Source organism: Shewanella insulae, from assembly GCF_009831655.1.
Taxonomy (GTDB): Bacteria; Pseudomonadota; Gammaproteobacteria; order Enterobacterales; family Shewanellaceae; genus Shewanella; species Shewanella insulae.
The window spans coordinates 83887-99491 of the sequence record NZ_WRPA01000003.1 but is presented as its reverse complement, the minus strand read 5'-3'; the positions used below and the strand labels follow the sequence as shown (position 1 = coordinate 99491).

Below are 15605 nucleotides of genomic sequence, written 5' to 3'. Positions count from 1 at the left end.
TTATCTGCCAGCGGCCACCCCAAATTGGACTAGATGGCTGGCACCTTAAATTCGGTGCCAGCCACCTCAAGTACCACATCCCTTGGGCGTATCTCGACGATCTTCAGCTTGCCACCTATCATGTCTCCCTGTTGCAGCTCGGCGCCATCGACATTCAACCAGCGATTCTTGGGGTCGTTGGCATAGACATGGGCCAGAATATTAAATTCAGGCACCTGTAACTGAACCCCCGCAGGGAGCTGACCATACTTGGGCAGCTCATCCGGCTGCGCCGCCGGAATAGGATCCAGCTTAGGCTGGGTCACAGGAGTGGCGACGGCATTCTCCTTCTCCACCTCCTTGAGCGCAGCCTCGAAGGCCGCCACCAGCTTACTGGTATCCTTCACCGCAGGGCGCTGCTGGGCTGCTGGCTCAGGTGTCTGCTCGCTGACTTGCTCCCGCTCTTGGGCATAAGCAGACTCTAGGCCGACATCGGCCGCCGCCTCATCCACCTGTGCCTTGAGGGAGTTGAGCAGCTCGCGGCCCCGCTGGTTGGCTTTAGCACCTAGGATAATCGGCTCCTCGGCGCTGTCCAGCAGGTTACTCATGGGACTCTCTGCCGGACGCCTTTGCTGGCTGGCGGCAACCGTCTCTGCTCCTCTCGAACTTGCCACCTGTGGGCGACTTGCGCCCTGAGACTGAGCGCTGGGACGCTCCACAGCCAGAGGCAGTGCGACCTTGCCTGCCAGCTTGATACCTGTTTGAGCTGGGCCCAAATTGCTATCTGCCTGAGGGGGTTGATCCACAGTAGGCTGGGCAACTTGTGGTTCAGCCACTACCTGTTGTAAATGCGAGGCTTGTGTCTGCACCCCAGTGGTTTGTTGGTTAGATAACGACTCACTCTGTCTTTGAGCGCCTAGCTGTCCCTGACCGCTAAGCACCCAGGCGAGGACGATAGCCCCACCAAGACCTGTCCCCAACAAGCCTAACTTGACCGCCAGGGGCCACTTGGGCTGCATCGCCTCATACTGGGCCCTTGGCGTGATCACAGGATCTAGCTGCTGATCTTGCTGTTTCGCACGGGTCACCGCATCGAGAAGGATAGACATCAGTAGCGTCCCTCGCCTTGCATGCTCCCTTGTAAGGCTTCTTGCAGCCTTGGGCCCTTATCGCTGAGATAGAGATTGAGCTGTACTAAGGTCTGGCTACCCGCGATGGCGTCGGCGCGCAGGCCGTGTTGGCGCTGGAACGCCATGAGTGATTGCTCGAGTTCGGCATCGAAATAGTTCACCAGTCGGGCAGGCTTGTTCTGAATTTTTGCTAGGGCATTCTCAAGCCACTGGATCTGCGCTGCCGCCGAGCCTCGGCCTATCTCCTTAGGCTGATAGCTTGGTGCCTGCCATAGCAGCTCGAAGGTGCCGGCAAAGTGACGGGTAAACCAGTCTCTGTCGACCCAAAGCTGCTGCTCGGCCAGTTGCAGCAACAGCTGCTCGCCCTGACGGGACACGACAGTGCCATAGAAGGGCTCACCGCGCTCATCCTGCAGATAGACCACAGCCGGATAGTTGAGTCGCACCAGTGAGTGCCAGTTGCCCTGCTGCTGGAAACAGTCGAGCCCCTGCTGCTTGGCCGATTGACAGGCGGTCAGGCCGACATAAGGCGCCTTATCCCACAGGCCGAGTATGGCGGCGTAGGCGGTATCTATGTTGCGGCTCTGGGCAATCGCCTGACGCAAGATGCGTTGATCGGCGCTCAGGCTGGCATTACTCTCCTCGAGCTGACGACTTACCTGCTCGGCTTGTGTCTGAGTTTGTAATGGGGCGGTTTGTGTTTGCGCCACTTGTGAACTCATGGCAGGCGTGGGAGCACCTTGGCCCTGCTTGGCTTGCTGCGAATCTACGCCTGACTGCTCACTGGTCTGCACTATGCCTGCCTGGGCTATGCCACCCTGCCCCTGCAGATTAAAGAAGTAGAAGGCACCGGCAAAGGTTGCCAGGATAAGGGTCGCCGCCGTCGCCGGCCACAGCAATTTGCGCTGCTTTATCTCTTCACCCAAGACTTCGCTCGCGGCGGTTCTCACCATGTTGGCGTCGATGGGCACCTTAGACTGGGCATAACCTGCCATCAGGGCGCGCTCACACAAGAGGTTAATCAGACGTGGAATACCACCACTGTATTGATGGAGCGCCTTGATGGCACTGCGATGGAACAGCGGCTCATGACGCCCGGCCACCTGCAGCCTGTGCTGCACATAGAGGGCGATCTCTTGCTGGGTCAGTGGCAGCAGGTGATAACGTGCCGTGATGCGCTGGGCCAGCTGCCTGAGCTCCTGACGCTTGAGCAGTTGTTGCAGCTCGGGCTGACCTATGAGGATCACCTGCAATAATTTCTTAGTATCTGTTTCCAAGTTGGTCAGCAGCCTGAGCTGCTCCAGCACCTCGGCCCTCAGATGCTGCGCCTCGTCGATGATCAGGACGGTATTGCGCCCCTTCTCGTGGTTGGCCAGTAAGAACTGACTCAGCTTATCGGTGAGCTGCTTCAGGGTGGGCGACTCGCCGTAATGCACACCCAGCTCGTCACACAGGGTGGCGAGTAGCTCCAGCTCGGTCAGCGAAGGGTTGAGGATAAAGGCGGTATCGGTATTTTCGGGCAGCTGGTTGAGCAGGCAGCGCGACACTGTGGTCTTCCCGGTGCCCACCTCGCCGGTTAACAAGACAAAACCACCGGTTTCACCCAATCCATAGGTTAAATGTGCCAACGCCTCACGATGCCTGTCGCTCAAGAACAGATAATGAGGGTTGGGTGCGATCGAAAACGGGTTATCGCTTAGTCCGTAAAACGCCTTGTACATGCCGCCTCAGTCCCAAAATAGTAGTGAGGGTTCAAATTAATCCCTAGGGGAGACGTTGTCAAAACTTCCCCCCAATTAATTGCGCCTGCACATTGCCTCTCATCAGCCGTCAAAGTGGCGATAAGGATGCGGCGTGACAACCTGCCATGATAAGCTTAGGCAATACAAAGTTATCCCTTGGTGAGACGTGAAGATATATTTAGTTGGCGGCGCCGTCCGCGACCAGTTACTCAATATTCCCATAAAAGATCGTGACTACATGGTGGTGGGCGCGACTGCCCAGGAGATGCTCGAGCAGGGCTATCGCCAGGTGGGCAAAGATTTTCCCGTGTTTCTCCACCCTAAGACCCAGCAAGAGTACGCCCTGGCGCGCACCGAGCGTAAGACGGGCGTCGGCTATGGCGGCTTTAGCGTCTACGCGGCGCCGGATGTCACCCTTGAGGAAGACTTGCTTAGGCGGGATCTCACCATCAATGCCATCGCCCAGGATGAAGCGGGGCAAATCTTCGACCCCTATGGCGGCCAGTCCGATATCGAACGGCGCCTGCTCAGGCATGTGTCCGACGCCTTCGTGGAAGACCCGCTGCGGGTACTCAGAGTCGCCCGTTTCGCCGCTCGTTTTCAACCGCTGGGTTTCAAGGTAGCGCCGGAGACTATGGCGCTGATGCAACGCATCGCCGCGAGCGGCGAGCTAGAGGCGCTGACACCAGAGCGCGTATTTCAGGAGATGGACAAGGCACTAGGCACACAGGCGCCCCAGGTTTTCTTCGAGGTACTCAGAGAAGCTGGCGCCCTCGCGATACTCTTTCCCGAAATAGAGGCGTTGTTTGGCGTCCCCCAGCCCGAACAGTGGCACCCTGAGATAGATACCGGCATACACACCCTGATGGTGCTTGAGCAGGCAGCCCGACTAAGCCAGGATAAGCAAGTACGTTTCGCCACCCTGGTACACGACCTGGGCAAGGCGCTGTCGCCCAAGGAGCATCTGCCGAAACATCACGGCCATGGACAAAAAGGCCTGCCCCTCATTCGCGCCCTGTGTGAGCGTTTTCGCGTCCCCAACGACTATCGAGATCTGGCCCTCTTGGTGAGTGACCAACATCAGAATATCCACAAAGCCTTCGAGCTGAGGGCCGAGACCTTAGTCAAGCTATTCGACAAGGCCGATCTCTGGCGTAAGCCCGAGAGACTGCCGCAACTTCTGCTGGCCTGCGAAGCCGACAGCAAAGGGCGAACTGGGTTAGAGCAACGTCCCTATCCCCAAGCAGATTACGTCAGCCAGTGTTTTGAGCTGGCGCGAAGCGTCGAGATAAAACCTATCATAGAGGCTGGCTATAAGGGCGCCGATATCAAGACACAGCTACAGAAACAGCGGATAGCCGCCATCGCACAGTACAAGGGCGAACGGGCCACAAATGCAAATCCATAGCTAAACAAAAGTTAACTTTTAGTGATCATTAGCCAAAATTTGTGCAAAAACCCTCGACAGGCTTGATTTTGCACAATCATAAGATATTGTATTACGACCTTAGGGTGAAAATTCATAGCAAAATAAAATGGCTATGACATAATTAACCAGTTGCAGTTGTACATTTCGGCTGCTCCATTTCAATCCAACTTATTTAAAGGGATTTCCCAATGAACAAAAAAGTACTGATGATTGCTGGCGTAGCAATGACTGCCCTTCTTGGTGGTTGCGCAAACACTACTGCTCTAGAAGAAAGCGTTGCAAACCTAGGCAACAAAGTTGATCAGTTGTCTGCTGAAGTTAGCTCTCTGAAGTCTGAGCAAGGCGCTCTTGCTGCTGACGTTAAAGATGCAAAAGCTGCTGCGATGGACGCACAAGCTGAAGCTAAGCGTGCTAACGACCGCATCGACAACATCGCTTCTTCTTACAAGAAGTAATTTGTCTGTATCGGCAACACGCCTGTGTTGCCGATATGTTTTCCCCTGCGTTAGCTCAACGTCATCTCCCAATCCCGTTCTGCCCCATAGCCCTTTTCTCCACATTAGTAATCCTCTTAAGCAAGCCATTTGATGCTTCTGCGCGAATTATCCCTTAGTTGTCTTGTCGCCTTTTCCTGTGGCGCCGATTCACTTCCACTGGTACTCACTCTCATTCCACATTAACGTCACCAACAACGCCCGCAAAAAAGGCGCCCATTGGACGCCTTAATCATTTAGCACGAATCGCTCAAAGCTAAACCTTTAAAAGCTAGCCTAAGGGGTTACCTCTATATCCTGGGACGCCGTCAGCGGTGGATGAGAGATCACCATAGGAATACCGTTCTGGGTCAATAGGGCATCGTTAGCCTTAATGTTGTCGACGCCATTCTGACTGATAAATTTCACTATCTTGCTGCTGAGGCTGATCACCTTCTCGCGAGGCTGATCTTCCGTCTTAGACAAGGGCGAGTGCACCTCGATGATCTGACGACCATCGGGCTCGGAAGAAATCTTCACCGTTTGATTGATCACCCGCACGCTGTCACCATATTTGGCCTGATGGAACAGCCACTCGATATCATCTGGATTTAGCCTGATACAACCGGCGCTCACGCGCATACCGATACCGAAATCCTTATTGGTGCCGTGGATCAGGTAGCTGCCATCCCCATAGGAGAGCTGCATGGCGTACTTACCCAGTGGGTTATCCGGACCAGCCGGTACCACAGGAGGCAGCACCTCGCCGCGCTCGCGCAGATGCTCGGCGCGCAGGCTCGCCGGCGGCGTCCAGCTTGGGTTAGGAATACGCGACTTGATCTTAGTGGTCATCTCTGGGGTTTCACGGCCAATACGGCCAATGCCCACGGGAAAGACATGCACCTCGCGGCCATTCTTAGGGAAATAATAGAGACGCAGCTCGGGCAGGTTGATCACTATGCCCTTGCGTGGCACGTCCGGCAGCAGCATCAGGGTAGGGATCACCAACTGGGTACCCGGAGTCGGCAGGAAAGGATCCACCCCAGGATTGGTTTCCATCAACTCCAAGATACCGATATTGTATTTATCGGCGATGGTTTTGAAGTAGTCACCCTTCTGGACCACATGGGTCTGCAGCTCGCCAATCAAACGACCGCCATTGGCCGGCAGTGAATAGACATTGGCTAGCAACTGCAGTGGTGCGAGACTCAAGATGAGCAACAGCAATTTACGCATCATCAAAACAGATTTCCAAAAAATCAAATTAAAGGTTTGGCTCAAAGGGTAACCCGAGCCGCCGGGATTTTCTAGTGGCGAATAATTATCCCCTAGACATCTTTCCTCGCCAGGGTGAGGTAGAGATCTATCTCTAGCGCCGCAAACTCCTGCTGGGCAATCTGCCGCTTTATCTTATCGTTGGCCCGCCAGGCAAAGGGAGTCATCTCCAATAACGTCAGCGCTTGCTCGCCGCTGAGCGCCAGCGGATAAGCAATGCGCTCGCTCGCCATAAGGGTCACGCCCTTGGGCTGCTGCGGCTCACCGCCCTTCTCACTCAGGTTAGGGTAGATAAACTCTCTTATCTGCCACAGGTGACGCGGGCCCGGCGACAACCAGATAAAGGTGCCGCCGGGTTTAAGCACCCGCAGGGGCTCCTTACCTTTGAGCGGCTTATCGAACAGGCTCACCAGATCGAAGCTGGCATCGGCAAAGGGTAGCGTCTTGAGCTGGCTCTGAATGAGATTGGCCTCGGGCTGCGCCTTCGCAGCCACAAACAGGGCGTTTTCCGCCTCGGCAACCCCTGTCTGCTCATAGGCTTGACCAAGCGCATTAAACACGCCCGCCAGCGCCCGAAGATAGTAGCCTTCTCCGCTGTCGACATCCAGGTGCGACAGTGTGGCATCGCTCGGCAATAGCTCACCTAGCTGGCGCTGCATCGCCTCGACCACGGGGGCGAAGATACCGGACTCCAGCAAGAAGTGTTTGGCGCGCATCAACTGCCGCGAATCGATATGGGGCTTCTTGGGCTGACTGAACACCCAGTATCCCTGTGGCCCCTTATCGAAATGGTGCTTGTTGGCGCAGTGCAGCCCCTGGCTGTCTTGATGCACCATCAGCGGCGCTTGGCAGAGGGGACACAAGTAATGACTATTCATAGGGCTCTCTTAGTAAACTTAACGTCGTGGCTATCAGGCAAAAATCACTACACACAGGATAGCCCCTAAGGCAAGACGATAGATAACGAAAGGCGTCATCCCCATGCGGCTGATGATCTTCAAGAAGTAATGGATACAGAGATAGGCGGCGACAAACGACAGGGCCGTGCCCAAGATAAGCGCCTGATAGTCGATCGCCTCCTGACTGGAGAGCAGATCTTTCACTACCAAGATGGCCGCGCCCAGGCTGACGGGCACAGACATGAGAAACGAGAAGCGCGCCGCCGCCTCGCGGCTCAGGCCCAGTGCCAGGGCCGCGGTAATAGTTGCGCCCGAGCGTGAGGTGCCTGGGATCAGCGCCATCGCCTGGGCTATGCCGATCAGCAGCGCCTTCTTCCAGCCCACCTGAAACTCGCTAAAGCCTTCGCGATTTAGTTTATCTGCCCACCACAGCAGCAGACCGAAGACGATAGTCGTGGTGGCGATCACCTCGATATTTCTCAGATGGGTCGAGATAAAGTCTTTAGCGGTAAAGCCGACAATCACCGCGGGAATAGTTGCCAGAATGATCCACCAGGCCAGCTTGCTCTCCTGGGTCTGCTGACGCGATACCAGGCTGCCTGTCCAGGCGGTAAACATGGAGAAGAGTTCACGACGAAAATAGATCACCACGGCCAATAGCGATCCGGTATTAACCGCCACGTCGAAGGTCAGTCCCTGATCCTGCCAGTCGAGCAGCTGGGCGGGTAAGATGAGATGGGCGGAGCTAGAGATAGGTAAAAACTCAGTCAGGCCTTGGATCAGGGCCAAAACTATTACCTGAAAAATATCCATGATTATCCTTTACGATTTGGGTCGGCTAATAAAATTAATCGGCTAATGAAATTAATAAGACCATTGAAATTCGATAGGCCACAGCCTCTGCTGCGACTTATCATAATTGTCCCACAGGGTCTGATAAGAAAGCTGCGCCACGGGATGGACTCGCTCGGGGGCGATCTCCGCCAGCGGCCAGAGCACGAAGGCATTGGTGGTGATCTCGGCGCGCGGCAGCGGGATTGGCGTCTGAGTCACTAAGTCGTCATAGAGCAGCAGGTCGAGATCTAGGGTGCGAGGGCTAAACTTCTTCGCCCCCGGCAGCCGGCCATTGTCTGTCTCTATCTGTTTAAACAGCGCCACCACCTCGGCAATACCAAGCTGGGTATCGGCGGCGACCACCATGTTGAGAAAGTTGCTGCCATCGAAGCCAACCGCCTCGCTCTCAAACACACTTGAGAGACACAGGTTGTCGAAATGAGCACTTAAGGCCTTGAGGGCCGCGTTAAAGTAACCCTCTGGGTGAATATTACTGCCAATGCTGATGAAGATGCGTGCCATAAGGTTACAGATGACCTCGCTCTATCTCGACACCCACGGCCTGAGCACTGGGCACGGCACCTGGCTTCATCACTCTCACCTTCACCCAGGGCACGTTAAATTCATCCATCACGCAGTCGGCGCACATCTGCGCCACCGTCTCGATCAGCTCAATCGGCTTCTCGGTGATCAGCGCCGTGAGCCGATTAGAGACTGTCTCGTAGCATAGGGCTTGTTGATAGTCGTCATTGGCGGCCGCCAGGCTGTTATCCCAGGCCATCTCGAGATCGATCAGCAGGTTTTGATGGATCTGCTTTTCCCACTCATAAATACCGATCACGGTTTCGACTTTAAGCTGTGAAATAAGTACCTTGTCCATGATGCCTCCCGATAGGCAAAAAATTAGGTAATAGAAGAGGTCTAATAAGCTGCAAGGGCCAATATGGTTATAATGCCCGCTAATCACAGATATCTGCGATTACCCCTTTCGTGCAGCCAAAAACCCAAGTAGGATAAGCGACTGTAATGACAACGAAACAGGGTTAAGAAAACGGATGCCAATCGCCCGTTATCATTACATGTCCAATCAACCAGTGCGTAAAATACAAGGTTTAGTCAGCCGCCTCAATAACTAGGGCGGGATAATACCTTAAGAAGGATAAGGAAACCAATTTGAGCTTAACGCTGCTGACTCTAGCGATGATATTGACCGCCTATCTGGCAGGCTCAATATCCAGTGCCGTGCTAGTTTGTCGACTCAGAGGATTACCCGATCCTCGTAGCCAAGGCTCAGGTAACCCAGGGGCGACCAATGTGTTGCGTATAGGTGGCGCCAGCGCCGCCGCCATGGTGTTACTGTTCGATATGCTCAAGGGCGCGGTGCCCGCCTATGTTGCCTTCCGCCTCGGCGTAGACGCCGTCGCATTGGGGGTGATCGCCATCGCCGCCTGTCTGGGCCATATCTTCCCCATCTTCTTCAAATTCAAGGGCGGCAAGGGTGTTGCCACCGCCTTCGGCGCCATGGCGCCCATAGGTGCCGATCTCTCGCTGGCACTTATCGCTACCTGGGTCATAATGGTACTGCTATGCCGCTACTCGTCGCTAGCCGCCATAGTCACCGCCCTGCTGGCCCCCGCCTACACCTGGTATTTCGACGAGCGCTTTACCGTGCCCGTGGCCATGCTCTCCTTGCTGATCATCATACGCCACAAGGAAAACATCCATCGCCTGCTCAAGGGTGAAGAGTCTAAGGTATCGCGCAAGAAGCGCACCGACGGCAACTAAGCCTTATCCCAAGTCTTATGCCAATGAACCAACATACTCGCTAACGCGAATCGGCTTGGCAAGGCTAAGCATTGCGCTTAAGCAGTGACCCTAAGATCGCCGGGAACAAAAAAGCCCCTCGTTAGAAGGGCTTTTACGCAAGTATAAAAGGCGTTCAGATTAGACCGGCGGCAGCGAGTCCAGCGGCCAGCGGGGCATCCCCTTAACGGAAAGCGGCTCCAGCTGGTCGGCCTTGAGCCGCTGCATGCCGGCATAGGCGATCATTGCGCCATTATCGGTACAAAACTCGCCTCTCGGGTAATAGACCTTACCACCGAGTCCCCGCATCATCTCCGCCAGACTCTCACGCAGACGAGTGTTGGCACTCACGCCACCCGCTATCACCAAACGCTTGTAACCCGTCTGCTTCAGGGCGCGTTTACACTTGATGGCCAGGGTGTCGACCACGGCCTCCTCGAAGGCCCGGGCGATATTGGCGCGGGTCTGCTCATCATCGGGCTCGCCGGCGATGGTATTGGCCGCAAAGGTCTTAAGGCCAGAGAAGCTAAAGTCCAACCCTGGTCGGTCTGTCATCGGACGCGGGAAACGATAACAGTTAGGCTCGCCCTGGGCCGCCAGTTTGGCGAGTCTTGGCCCGCCGGGATAGTCCAGTCCCATCAGTTTAGCCGTCTTATCGAAGGCCTCACCGGCAGCATCATCCACGGATTCACCCAGCACCTGATAACGACCTATGCCTTCTACCGCCACCATCATAGAGTGACCGCCAGAGACCAGGAGTGCCAAAAATGGAAACTCGGGCACATCCTCTTCCAGCATGGGCGCCAGCAAGTGGCCTTCCATATGATGTACGCCCACGGCCGGTTTCCCCCAGGCAAAGGCCAGCGAGCGCCCCACACAGGCTCCCACTAACAGGGCGCCAACCAGACCAGGGCCCTTGGTGTAGGCGATGGCGTCGATATCATCCTGAGTAGAGTCAGCCTCTTTGAGGGCCTGTTTGATCAGAGGAATGATCTTGCGCACATGGTCGCGCGATGCGAGCTCAGGCACTACGCCGCCGTAATCGGCGTGCAGCTTCACTTGACTGTAAAGCGCATGAGATAACAGGCCTTTTTCGTCATCATAGACGGCGATACCTGTCTCATCACAAGATGTCTCTATACCTAAAACTCGCATTTTTCCTCGTCAAGCTAATTAAAGTGGCGGCCAATTTTACCTGCTTGCCCGCGGAAATACCAATGGATCGCACACGCAAATCGAGCCGCCCTCATATTCAGGCAGAGCCCAGAAGGGATGAGGGATACGCCAAGCAACCAGACCTGGTCGGTCATGATATGGACACCAGGAAATGCTAAACTTACCTATGTCGCTCCGAAAAAGGATCCCGAAAGGATCGCCATAAGGGGTTTACAAAAGGTCGACAGTCGGTATAGAATTCCGCACCATTTTTAAATTAACTTGGGTTAAGAAATTAACTCAATACAAACTACACCTAAGGGGTGATGGCGTATGCCAATTATTAAAGTACGTGAGAATGAACCATTTGACGTAGCTCTACGTCGTTTCAAGCGCTCTTGTGAAAAAGCTGGTATCTTAGCCGACGTTCGTGCTCGTGAATTCTACGAGAAGCCAACAACTGCACGTAAGCGCGCTAAAGCTGCTGCAGTTAAGCGTCTTGCTAAGAAGCTTTCTCGCGAAAACGCGCGTCGCGTACGTTTATACTAATCTCTTATGAGCCTAGTTGATCAGCTAAAAGACCAGATGAAGGAAGCCATGCGCGCCAAAGATAAGGTGCGCCTGGGAACAATTCGTATGGCGCTGGCTGCCATCAAACAGATCGAGGTGGATAACCGCGAGACGCTGAATGATGATCAAGCCATAGCTGTCTTAACCAAAATGGTTAAACAACGTCGCGACTCTATCGCTCAATATGAAGCGGCAGGTCGTGACGAACTAGCCCAGGCCGAAGCAGGAGAGATTCGAGTCCTCGAGACTTTCTTACCTAAGCCTCTTTCTGAAGAAGAGGTGGCCGAACTAGTGGATGCGACTATCCAAGCGGTAGGTGCATCATCCATGGCGGATATGGGCAAAGTAATGGGAGCATTGAAACCTAAGGTACAAGGGCGAGCCGACATGGCGTCAATTGGCGCTCTGATCAAGGCAAAACTCAAGTAACTTTAAGTTCAATGTATGAATGAGCCGTGCCTACGCACGGCTTGTTTGTTTCTACTCTTTCGGTTTAATTTCGCGAAAAGGCGGCATTTATACAGCAATGGCGATACCTCGTGAGTTTATCAATGAGCTAGTGGCTCGCACCGATATTGTCGATCTCATCGACGCCAAGGTCCCCCTGAAGAAGGCGGGCAAAAATCATTCTGCCTGTTGTCCCTTCCATAGCGAAAAGTCTCCCTCATTTACCGTCAGTAGAGACAAACAGTTTTACCACTGCTTCGGCTGCGGCGCCCACGGCAATGCCATCGACTTCGTCATGGAATATGACAGACTCGACTTTGTCGATGCCATCGAAGAACTCGCCGGCCGTTTAGGTCTGGAAGTGCCCAGAGAGCAAGGTACAGGCAAGCGCCGTGATGAGGGCTTAAGCCGCGACCTCTACCAGTTGATGGAAGAGGCTAGCCGCTACTTTCAGAGTCAACTGAAGCAGCACACGGATAAGCAGAAGGTCATCGATTACCTCGCCCACCGAGGCCTGTCCGATGAGGTGATAGAACACTTTAACATCGGCTTCGCCCCAGATGGTTGGGATGGCCTTTTAGGCCGTTATCGACAAAACCAGGATGCCCAGGACAAGCTACTCACCGCGGGCATGGTGATCGAGAACGACAGCGGCAAGCGTTACGACAGGTTTCGCGACCGTCTGATGTTCCCCATCCGCGATCGCCGCGGCCGGGTGATAGGCTTTGGCGGCAGAGTATTGGGTGAAGGCACGCCGAAATACTTGAATTCGCCGGAAACGCCCATATTTCATAAGGGCTATGAACTCTATGGCCTATATGAACTCAAACAGAGACACAGGGATCCCAATCAGATCCTGATCGTCGAAGGCTATATGGACGTGGTGGCCCTGGCCCAATTTGGGGTCGACTATGCGGTGGCATCACTCGGCACCTCGACCACGGCGGATCAGTTTCAACTGTTGCTGCGCAGCGCCAAAGAAGTGGTCTGCTGCTATGACGGCGACAAGGCCGGCACCGAGGCGGCCTGGCGGGCACTGGAAACCGCCCTGCCACTGCTCAAACCCGGCGACCAAGTGAAGTTTATGTTCTTGCCTCAGGGTGAAGATCCCGACTCGCTGGTGCGTCAGATAGGCAAACCGGCCTTCGAGCAACTAATTGCCGAGGCCAAGCTACTACCAGAATTTCTGTTCGATACCTTAGCCAGCCGCTATGGCACGGACAAAGGCACACTGGCCAAACAGGCCATGGGCCTGATAGAGAAAGTACAAGACACAGTTCTGCAGAGCCTATTGCTAGAAAATCTAGCCTACAAGCTCGGCATGAACAGTGCAGAAGAATTGCAGCGTAAGCTCGGCTTTAAACGCATTGACGCAAATAAGCCCCTGCAAAACAAAGCGCTTAAGGGACGCGGTACCCCATTGCGATTGGCCATCGCCCTGTTGGTACAGCATCCGCACCTTGGCAATAACCTGCCGGTGCAACCTGCGCTAAAACATATCAAGATGGCGGGCATAGACTTGCTCAGCCTCTTACTCGACAGGACTCGCGCCGAGAAGGTCAACAGCGCACAACTACTTGAACAGTTCAGGGGTGATGCACAGCTAGACACCCTGAAGAAATTAGCCCAATGGGAGCATCAAGTGGCGGATGAAAACCTTCAGCAAGAGTTCAAAAAAGCCCTGATTTGGTTAAACAATCAATATATTGAGCAACGTTATCAGGAATTGAGCTTAAAACAGCACCATACTAAAGAAGAGCGGATGCAACTTAAAAAGCTCATTGCAGTAATCCAAGGGCAAGCTTAGAGCAAAATTTGTCTCACAAAGTAAACACTTGGACTAGCACAGCACAGTGCACACGGCTATAATTGACGATTTGCGCGGCAAACATTGCCCGTCGTTGTAACAGTTACCCAACTTGGATGATATCTATGGAGCAGACTCCGCAGTCGCAACTTAAATTGTTGCTTGCCAAAGGTAAAGAGCAAGGTTATTTAACCTATGCAGAAGTGAACGATCACTTGCCTGCAGATATGGTCGATTCTGATCAGATCGAAGATATTATCCAGATGATTAATGACATGGGTATTCGCGTCTATGAGCAGGCGCCGGATGCCGATGATATCATGATGTCTGAAGACAGCACCGATGAAGATGCTGCCGAAGAAGCTGCCGCAGCGCTAGCTACGGTGGAAGCTGAACTGGGTCGTACCACAGATCCCGTACGTATGTACATGCGTGAGATGGGTACGGTAGAACTTCTGACCCGCGAAGGCGAAATCGTTATCGCCAAACGTATCGAAGAAGGGATCAACACGGTTCAGGCATCTGTAGCCGAATATCCTCAAGCGATCGCCATGATCCTTGAGCAATACGACCGCTATGAAGCTGAAGAAGTCAGACTATCGGACATTATCTCTGGATTTGTTGACCCTAACGCCGAAGACGTGGCGCCGACGGCAACCCATATCGGCTCTGAATTGTCAGACGAAGATCTCGATGACGAAGATGACGACGAAGATGAAGACGAAGACGACGATGACGATGATTCGCCAAAAGGGCCGGATCCAGAAGAAGCGCGCGAGCGTTTCACTCAGCTGCGTGAAGCACACGAAAGAGCCCTGAAAATCATCGAAGTTAAGGGACGTGAACACCCTGAAGCAACTGCCGCTCTGTTCCATATTGGCGAGATCTTCAAGGAGTTCCGCCTGGTACCTAAGCAGTTCGACCGCTTGGTGAAGAACATGCGCGAGATGATGGATAAGGTGCGCATACAAGAGCGCCTCATCATGAAGCTGTGTGTCGAACAGGCCAAGATGCCGAAGAAGAACTTCGTTAAGGTCTACACCTCTAACGAGAGCAGCATCGAATGGTTCAACGAAGAGATTGCCGCCAAGAAGCCTTATGCCGAAGGGTTAGAGATGGTTGCCGACGACGTTCAACGCTGCCGCGCCAAGCTGGATGCCATCGAGAATGAAACCGGCCTGGCGATTGCCGCCATCAAGGATATCAACCGTCGCATGTCTATCGGTGAAGCCAAGGCTCGCCGCGCCAAGAAAGAGATGGTTGAGGCTAACCTGCGTCTGGTAATTTCTATTGCCAAGAAATATACCAACCGCGGCCTACAGTTCCTGGATCTGATCCAGGAAGGTAACATAGGCCTGATGAAGGCGGTAGACAAGTTTGAATACCGTCGTGGTTACAAGTTCTCGACCTATGCGACCTGGTGGATCCGTCAGGCGATCACTCGTTCGATTGCCGACCAGGCTCGAACCATTCGTATCCCGGTTCACATGATTGAGACCATCAACAAGCTCAACCGTATTAGCCGACAGATGCTACAGGAGATGGGTCGCGAGCCGTCACCTGAAGAGCTGGCCGAGCGCATGTTGATGCCGGAAGATAAGATCCGCAAGGTACTCAAGATTGCTAAAGAGCCTATCTCAATGGAGACCCCTATCGGCGATGATGAAGATTCGCATTTAGGTGATTTCATCGAGGATACCACCCTCGAGTTGCCATTGGACAGCGCCACAGGTGAGAGCCTGAAGAACGCCACTCACGAAGTGCTTGCTGGCCTAACCGCCCGTGAAGCCAAGGTACTGCGTATGCGTTTCGGTATCGACATGAATACCGACCACACCCTAGAGGAAGTGGGCAAGCAGTTTGACGTGACCCGTGAGCGTATTCGTCAGATCGAGGCCAAGGCACTGCGTAAGTTGCGCCACCCGTCTCGCTCAGAGATCTTGAAATCTTTCCTGGATGAATAGACTCGCTAACGGCGTCTAAGACAGAACAGAAAAGCCAGCCCTAGTGCTGGCTTTTCTATTTTATTGCTCAACATTGAGCCGATTGAACAACAGATAAG

15 protein-coding genes are annotated in these 15605 nt (G+C 54.0%); 7 read left to right on the top strand and 8 right to left on the bottom strand.

Features of this window, described 5'->3' with window-relative positions; all coding sequences use genetic code 11:
• Positions 1 to 29: 29 nt before the first annotated feature.
• Entirely contained in the window at positions 30 to 1088 is a 1059-nt protein-coding gene (locus GNT65_RS04820) for a general secretion pathway protein GspB (RefSeq protein ID WP_160793982.1), read from the bottom strand.
• Positions 1088 to 2830 (bottom strand): ExeA family protein, encoded by a 1743-nt coding sequence (locus tag GNT65_RS04815; RefSeq protein ID WP_160793981.1) that lies wholly within the window; start codon positions 2828 to 2830, stop codon positions 1088 to 1090. The genes GNT65_RS04820 and GNT65_RS04815 overlap by 1 nt, the downstream gene beginning before the upstream one ends.
• 187 nt (positions 2831 to 3017) lie before the next feature.
• Here GNT65_RS04815 and GNT65_RS04810 point away from each other — a divergent pair, with 187 nt between their 5' ends.
• Together GNT65_RS04810 and GNT65_RS04805 are read left to right on the top strand one after the other, a co-directional pair.
• Positions 3018 to 4259 (top strand): multifunctional CCA addition/repair protein, encoded by a 1242-nt coding sequence (locus tag GNT65_RS04810; RefSeq protein WP_160793980.1) that lies wholly within the window; start codon positions 3018 to 3020, stop codon positions 4257 to 4259.
• A gap of 209 nt (positions 4260 to 4468) precedes the next feature.
• A complete protein-coding gene (locus GNT65_RS04805) occupies positions 4469 to 4735 on the top strand; it encodes an Lpp/OprI family alanine-zipper lipoprotein (protein WP_011864811.1) in 267 nt (88 codons plus the stop codon).
• 315 nt (positions 4736 to 5050) lie between these two features.
• On the opposite strand, the gene GNT65_RS04800 is transcribed toward GNT65_RS04805, so the two are convergent.
• The 5 genes from GNT65_RS04800 to folB form a co-directional block, all read right to left on the bottom strand.
• Entirely contained in the window at positions 5051 to 5992 is a 942-nt protein-coding gene (locus tag GNT65_RS04800; RefSeq protein WP_160793979.1) for a L,D-transpeptidase family protein, read from the bottom strand.
• Positions 5993 to 6081: 89 nt separating this feature from the next.
• The gene (locus tag GNT65_RS04795) at positions 6082 to 6906 is read right to left on the bottom strand and encodes a putative RNA methyltransferase (RefSeq protein WP_160793978.1); all 825 of its coding nucleotides are present in this window, start codon (positions 6904 to 6906) and stop codon (positions 6082 to 6084) included.
• A 33-nt stretch (positions 6907 to 6939) separates the two neighbouring features.
• Positions 6940 to 7740, bottom strand: a complete 801-nt coding sequence (locus tag GNT65_RS04790) for an undecaprenyl-diphosphate phosphatase (protein ID WP_160793977.1) — start codon at positions 7738 to 7740, stop codon at positions 6940 to 6942.
• A gap of 51 nt (positions 7741 to 7791) precedes the next feature.
• Positions 7792 to 8283, bottom strand: a complete 492-nt coding sequence (gene folK / locus GNT65_RS04785) for a 2-amino-4-hydroxy-6-hydroxymethyldihydropteridine diphosphokinase (RefSeq protein ID WP_160793976.1) — start codon at positions 8281 to 8283, stop codon at positions 7792 to 7794.
• Positions 8284 to 8287: 4 nt separating this feature from the next.
• On the bottom strand, positions 8288 to 8641 hold the full coding sequence (gene folB, locus GNT65_RS04780; RefSeq protein WP_041510299.1) for a dihydroneopterin aldolase: 354 nt from the start codon (positions 8639 to 8641) through the stop codon (positions 8288 to 8290).
• 293 nt (positions 8642 to 8934) lie between these two features.
• Between folB and plsY the strand changes: the two genes are divergently transcribed.
• Entirely contained in the window at positions 8935 to 9546 is a 612-nt protein-coding gene (gene plsY / locus GNT65_RS04775) for a glycerol-3-phosphate 1-O-acyltransferase PlsY (protein ID WP_160793975.1), read from the top strand.
• 159 nt (positions 9547 to 9705) lie between these two features.
• Here plsY and tsaD read toward each other — a convergent pair whose 3' ends face one another.
• On the bottom strand, positions 9706 to 10719 hold the full coding sequence (tsaD, locus tag GNT65_RS04770) for a tRNA (adenosine(37)-N6)-threonylcarbamoyltransferase complex transferase subunit TsaD (protein WP_160793974.1): 1014 nt from the start codon (positions 10717 to 10719) through the stop codon (positions 9706 to 9708).
• 333 nt (positions 10720 to 11052) lie between these two features.
• On the opposite strand from tsaD, the gene rpsU reads away from it, so the two are divergent.
• The 4 genes from rpsU (at position 11053) to rpoD (ending at position 15507) form a co-directional block, all read left to right on the top strand.
• Positions 11053 to 11268 (top strand): 30S ribosomal protein S21, encoded by a 216-nt coding sequence (gene rpsU / locus GNT65_RS04765; protein WP_006080725.1) that lies wholly within the window; start codon positions 11053 to 11055, stop codon positions 11266 to 11268.
• A gap of 6 nt (positions 11269 to 11274) precedes the next feature.
• Positions 11275 to 11718: a GatB/YqeY domain-containing protein gene (locus GNT65_RS04760; RefSeq protein ID WP_160793973.1), complete on the top strand. Its 444-nt coding sequence runs from the start codon at positions 11275 to 11277 to the stop codon at positions 11716 to 11718.
• A gap of 97 nt (positions 11719 to 11815) precedes the next feature.
• Positions 11816 to 13543, top strand: a complete 1728-nt coding sequence (gene dnaG, locus GNT65_RS04755; RefSeq protein WP_160793972.1) for a DNA primase — start codon at positions 11816 to 11818, stop codon at positions 13541 to 13543.
• 125 nt (positions 13544 to 13668) lie between these two features.
• Positions 13669 to 15507, top strand: a complete 1839-nt coding sequence (gene rpoD, locus GNT65_RS04750) for an RNA polymerase sigma factor RpoD (protein WP_219822456.1) — start codon at positions 13669 to 13671, stop codon at positions 15505 to 15507.
• The last annotated feature ends 98 nt before the right edge of the window (positions 15508 to 15605 follow it).

Bases quoted from the DNA above. Each gene is read 5' to 3' on its own strand.
- GNT65_RS04820 (WP_160793982.1), bottom strand. From the start codon at position 1,088: ATGTCTATCCTTCTCGATGCGGTGACCCGTGCGAAACAGCAAGATCAG.
- GNT65_RS04815 (WP_160793981.1), bottom strand. From the start codon at position 2,830: ATGTACAAGGCGTTTTACGGACTAAGCGATAACCCGTTTTCGATCGCA.
- GNT65_RS04805 (WP_011864811.1), top strand. From the start codon at position 4,469: ATGAACAAAAAAGTACTGATGATTGCTGGCGTAGCAATGACTGCCCTT.
- GNT65_RS04800 (WP_160793979.1), bottom strand. From the start codon at position 5,992: ATGATGCGTAAATTGCTGTTGCTCATCTTGAGTCTCGCACCACTGCAG.
- GNT65_RS04795 (WP_160793978.1), bottom strand. From the start codon at position 6,906: ATGAATAGTCATTACTTGTGTCCCCTCTGCCAAGCGCCGCTGATGGTG.
- GNT65_RS04790 (WP_160793977.1), bottom strand. From the start codon at position 7,740: ATGGATATTTTTCAGGTAATAGTTTTGGCCCTGATCCAAGGCCTGACT.
- folK (WP_160793976.1), bottom strand. From the start codon at position 8,283: ATGGCACGCATCTTCATCAGCATTGGCAGTAATATTCACCCAGAGGGT.
- folB (WP_041510299.1), bottom strand. From the start codon at position 8,641: ATGGACAAGGTACTTATTTCACAGCTTAAAGTCGAAACCGTGATCGGT.
- tsaD (WP_160793974.1), bottom strand. From the start codon at position 10,719: ATGCGAGTTTTAGGTATAGAGACATCTTGTGATGAGACAGGTATCGCC.
- rpsU (WP_006080725.1), top strand. From the start codon at position 11,053: ATGCCAATTATTAAAGTACGTGAGAATGAACCATTTGACGTAGCTCTA.
- GNT65_RS04760 (WP_160793973.1), top strand. From the start codon at position 11,275: ATGAGCCTAGTTGATCAGCTAAAAGACCAGATGAAGGAAGCCATGCGC.
- dnaG (WP_160793972.1), top strand. From the start codon at position 11,816: ATGGCGATACCTCGTGAGTTTATCAATGAGCTAGTGGCTCGCACCGAT.
- rpoD (WP_219822456.1), top strand. From the start codon at position 13,669: ATGGAGCAGACTCCGCAGTCGCAACTTAAATTGTTGCTTGCCAAAGGT.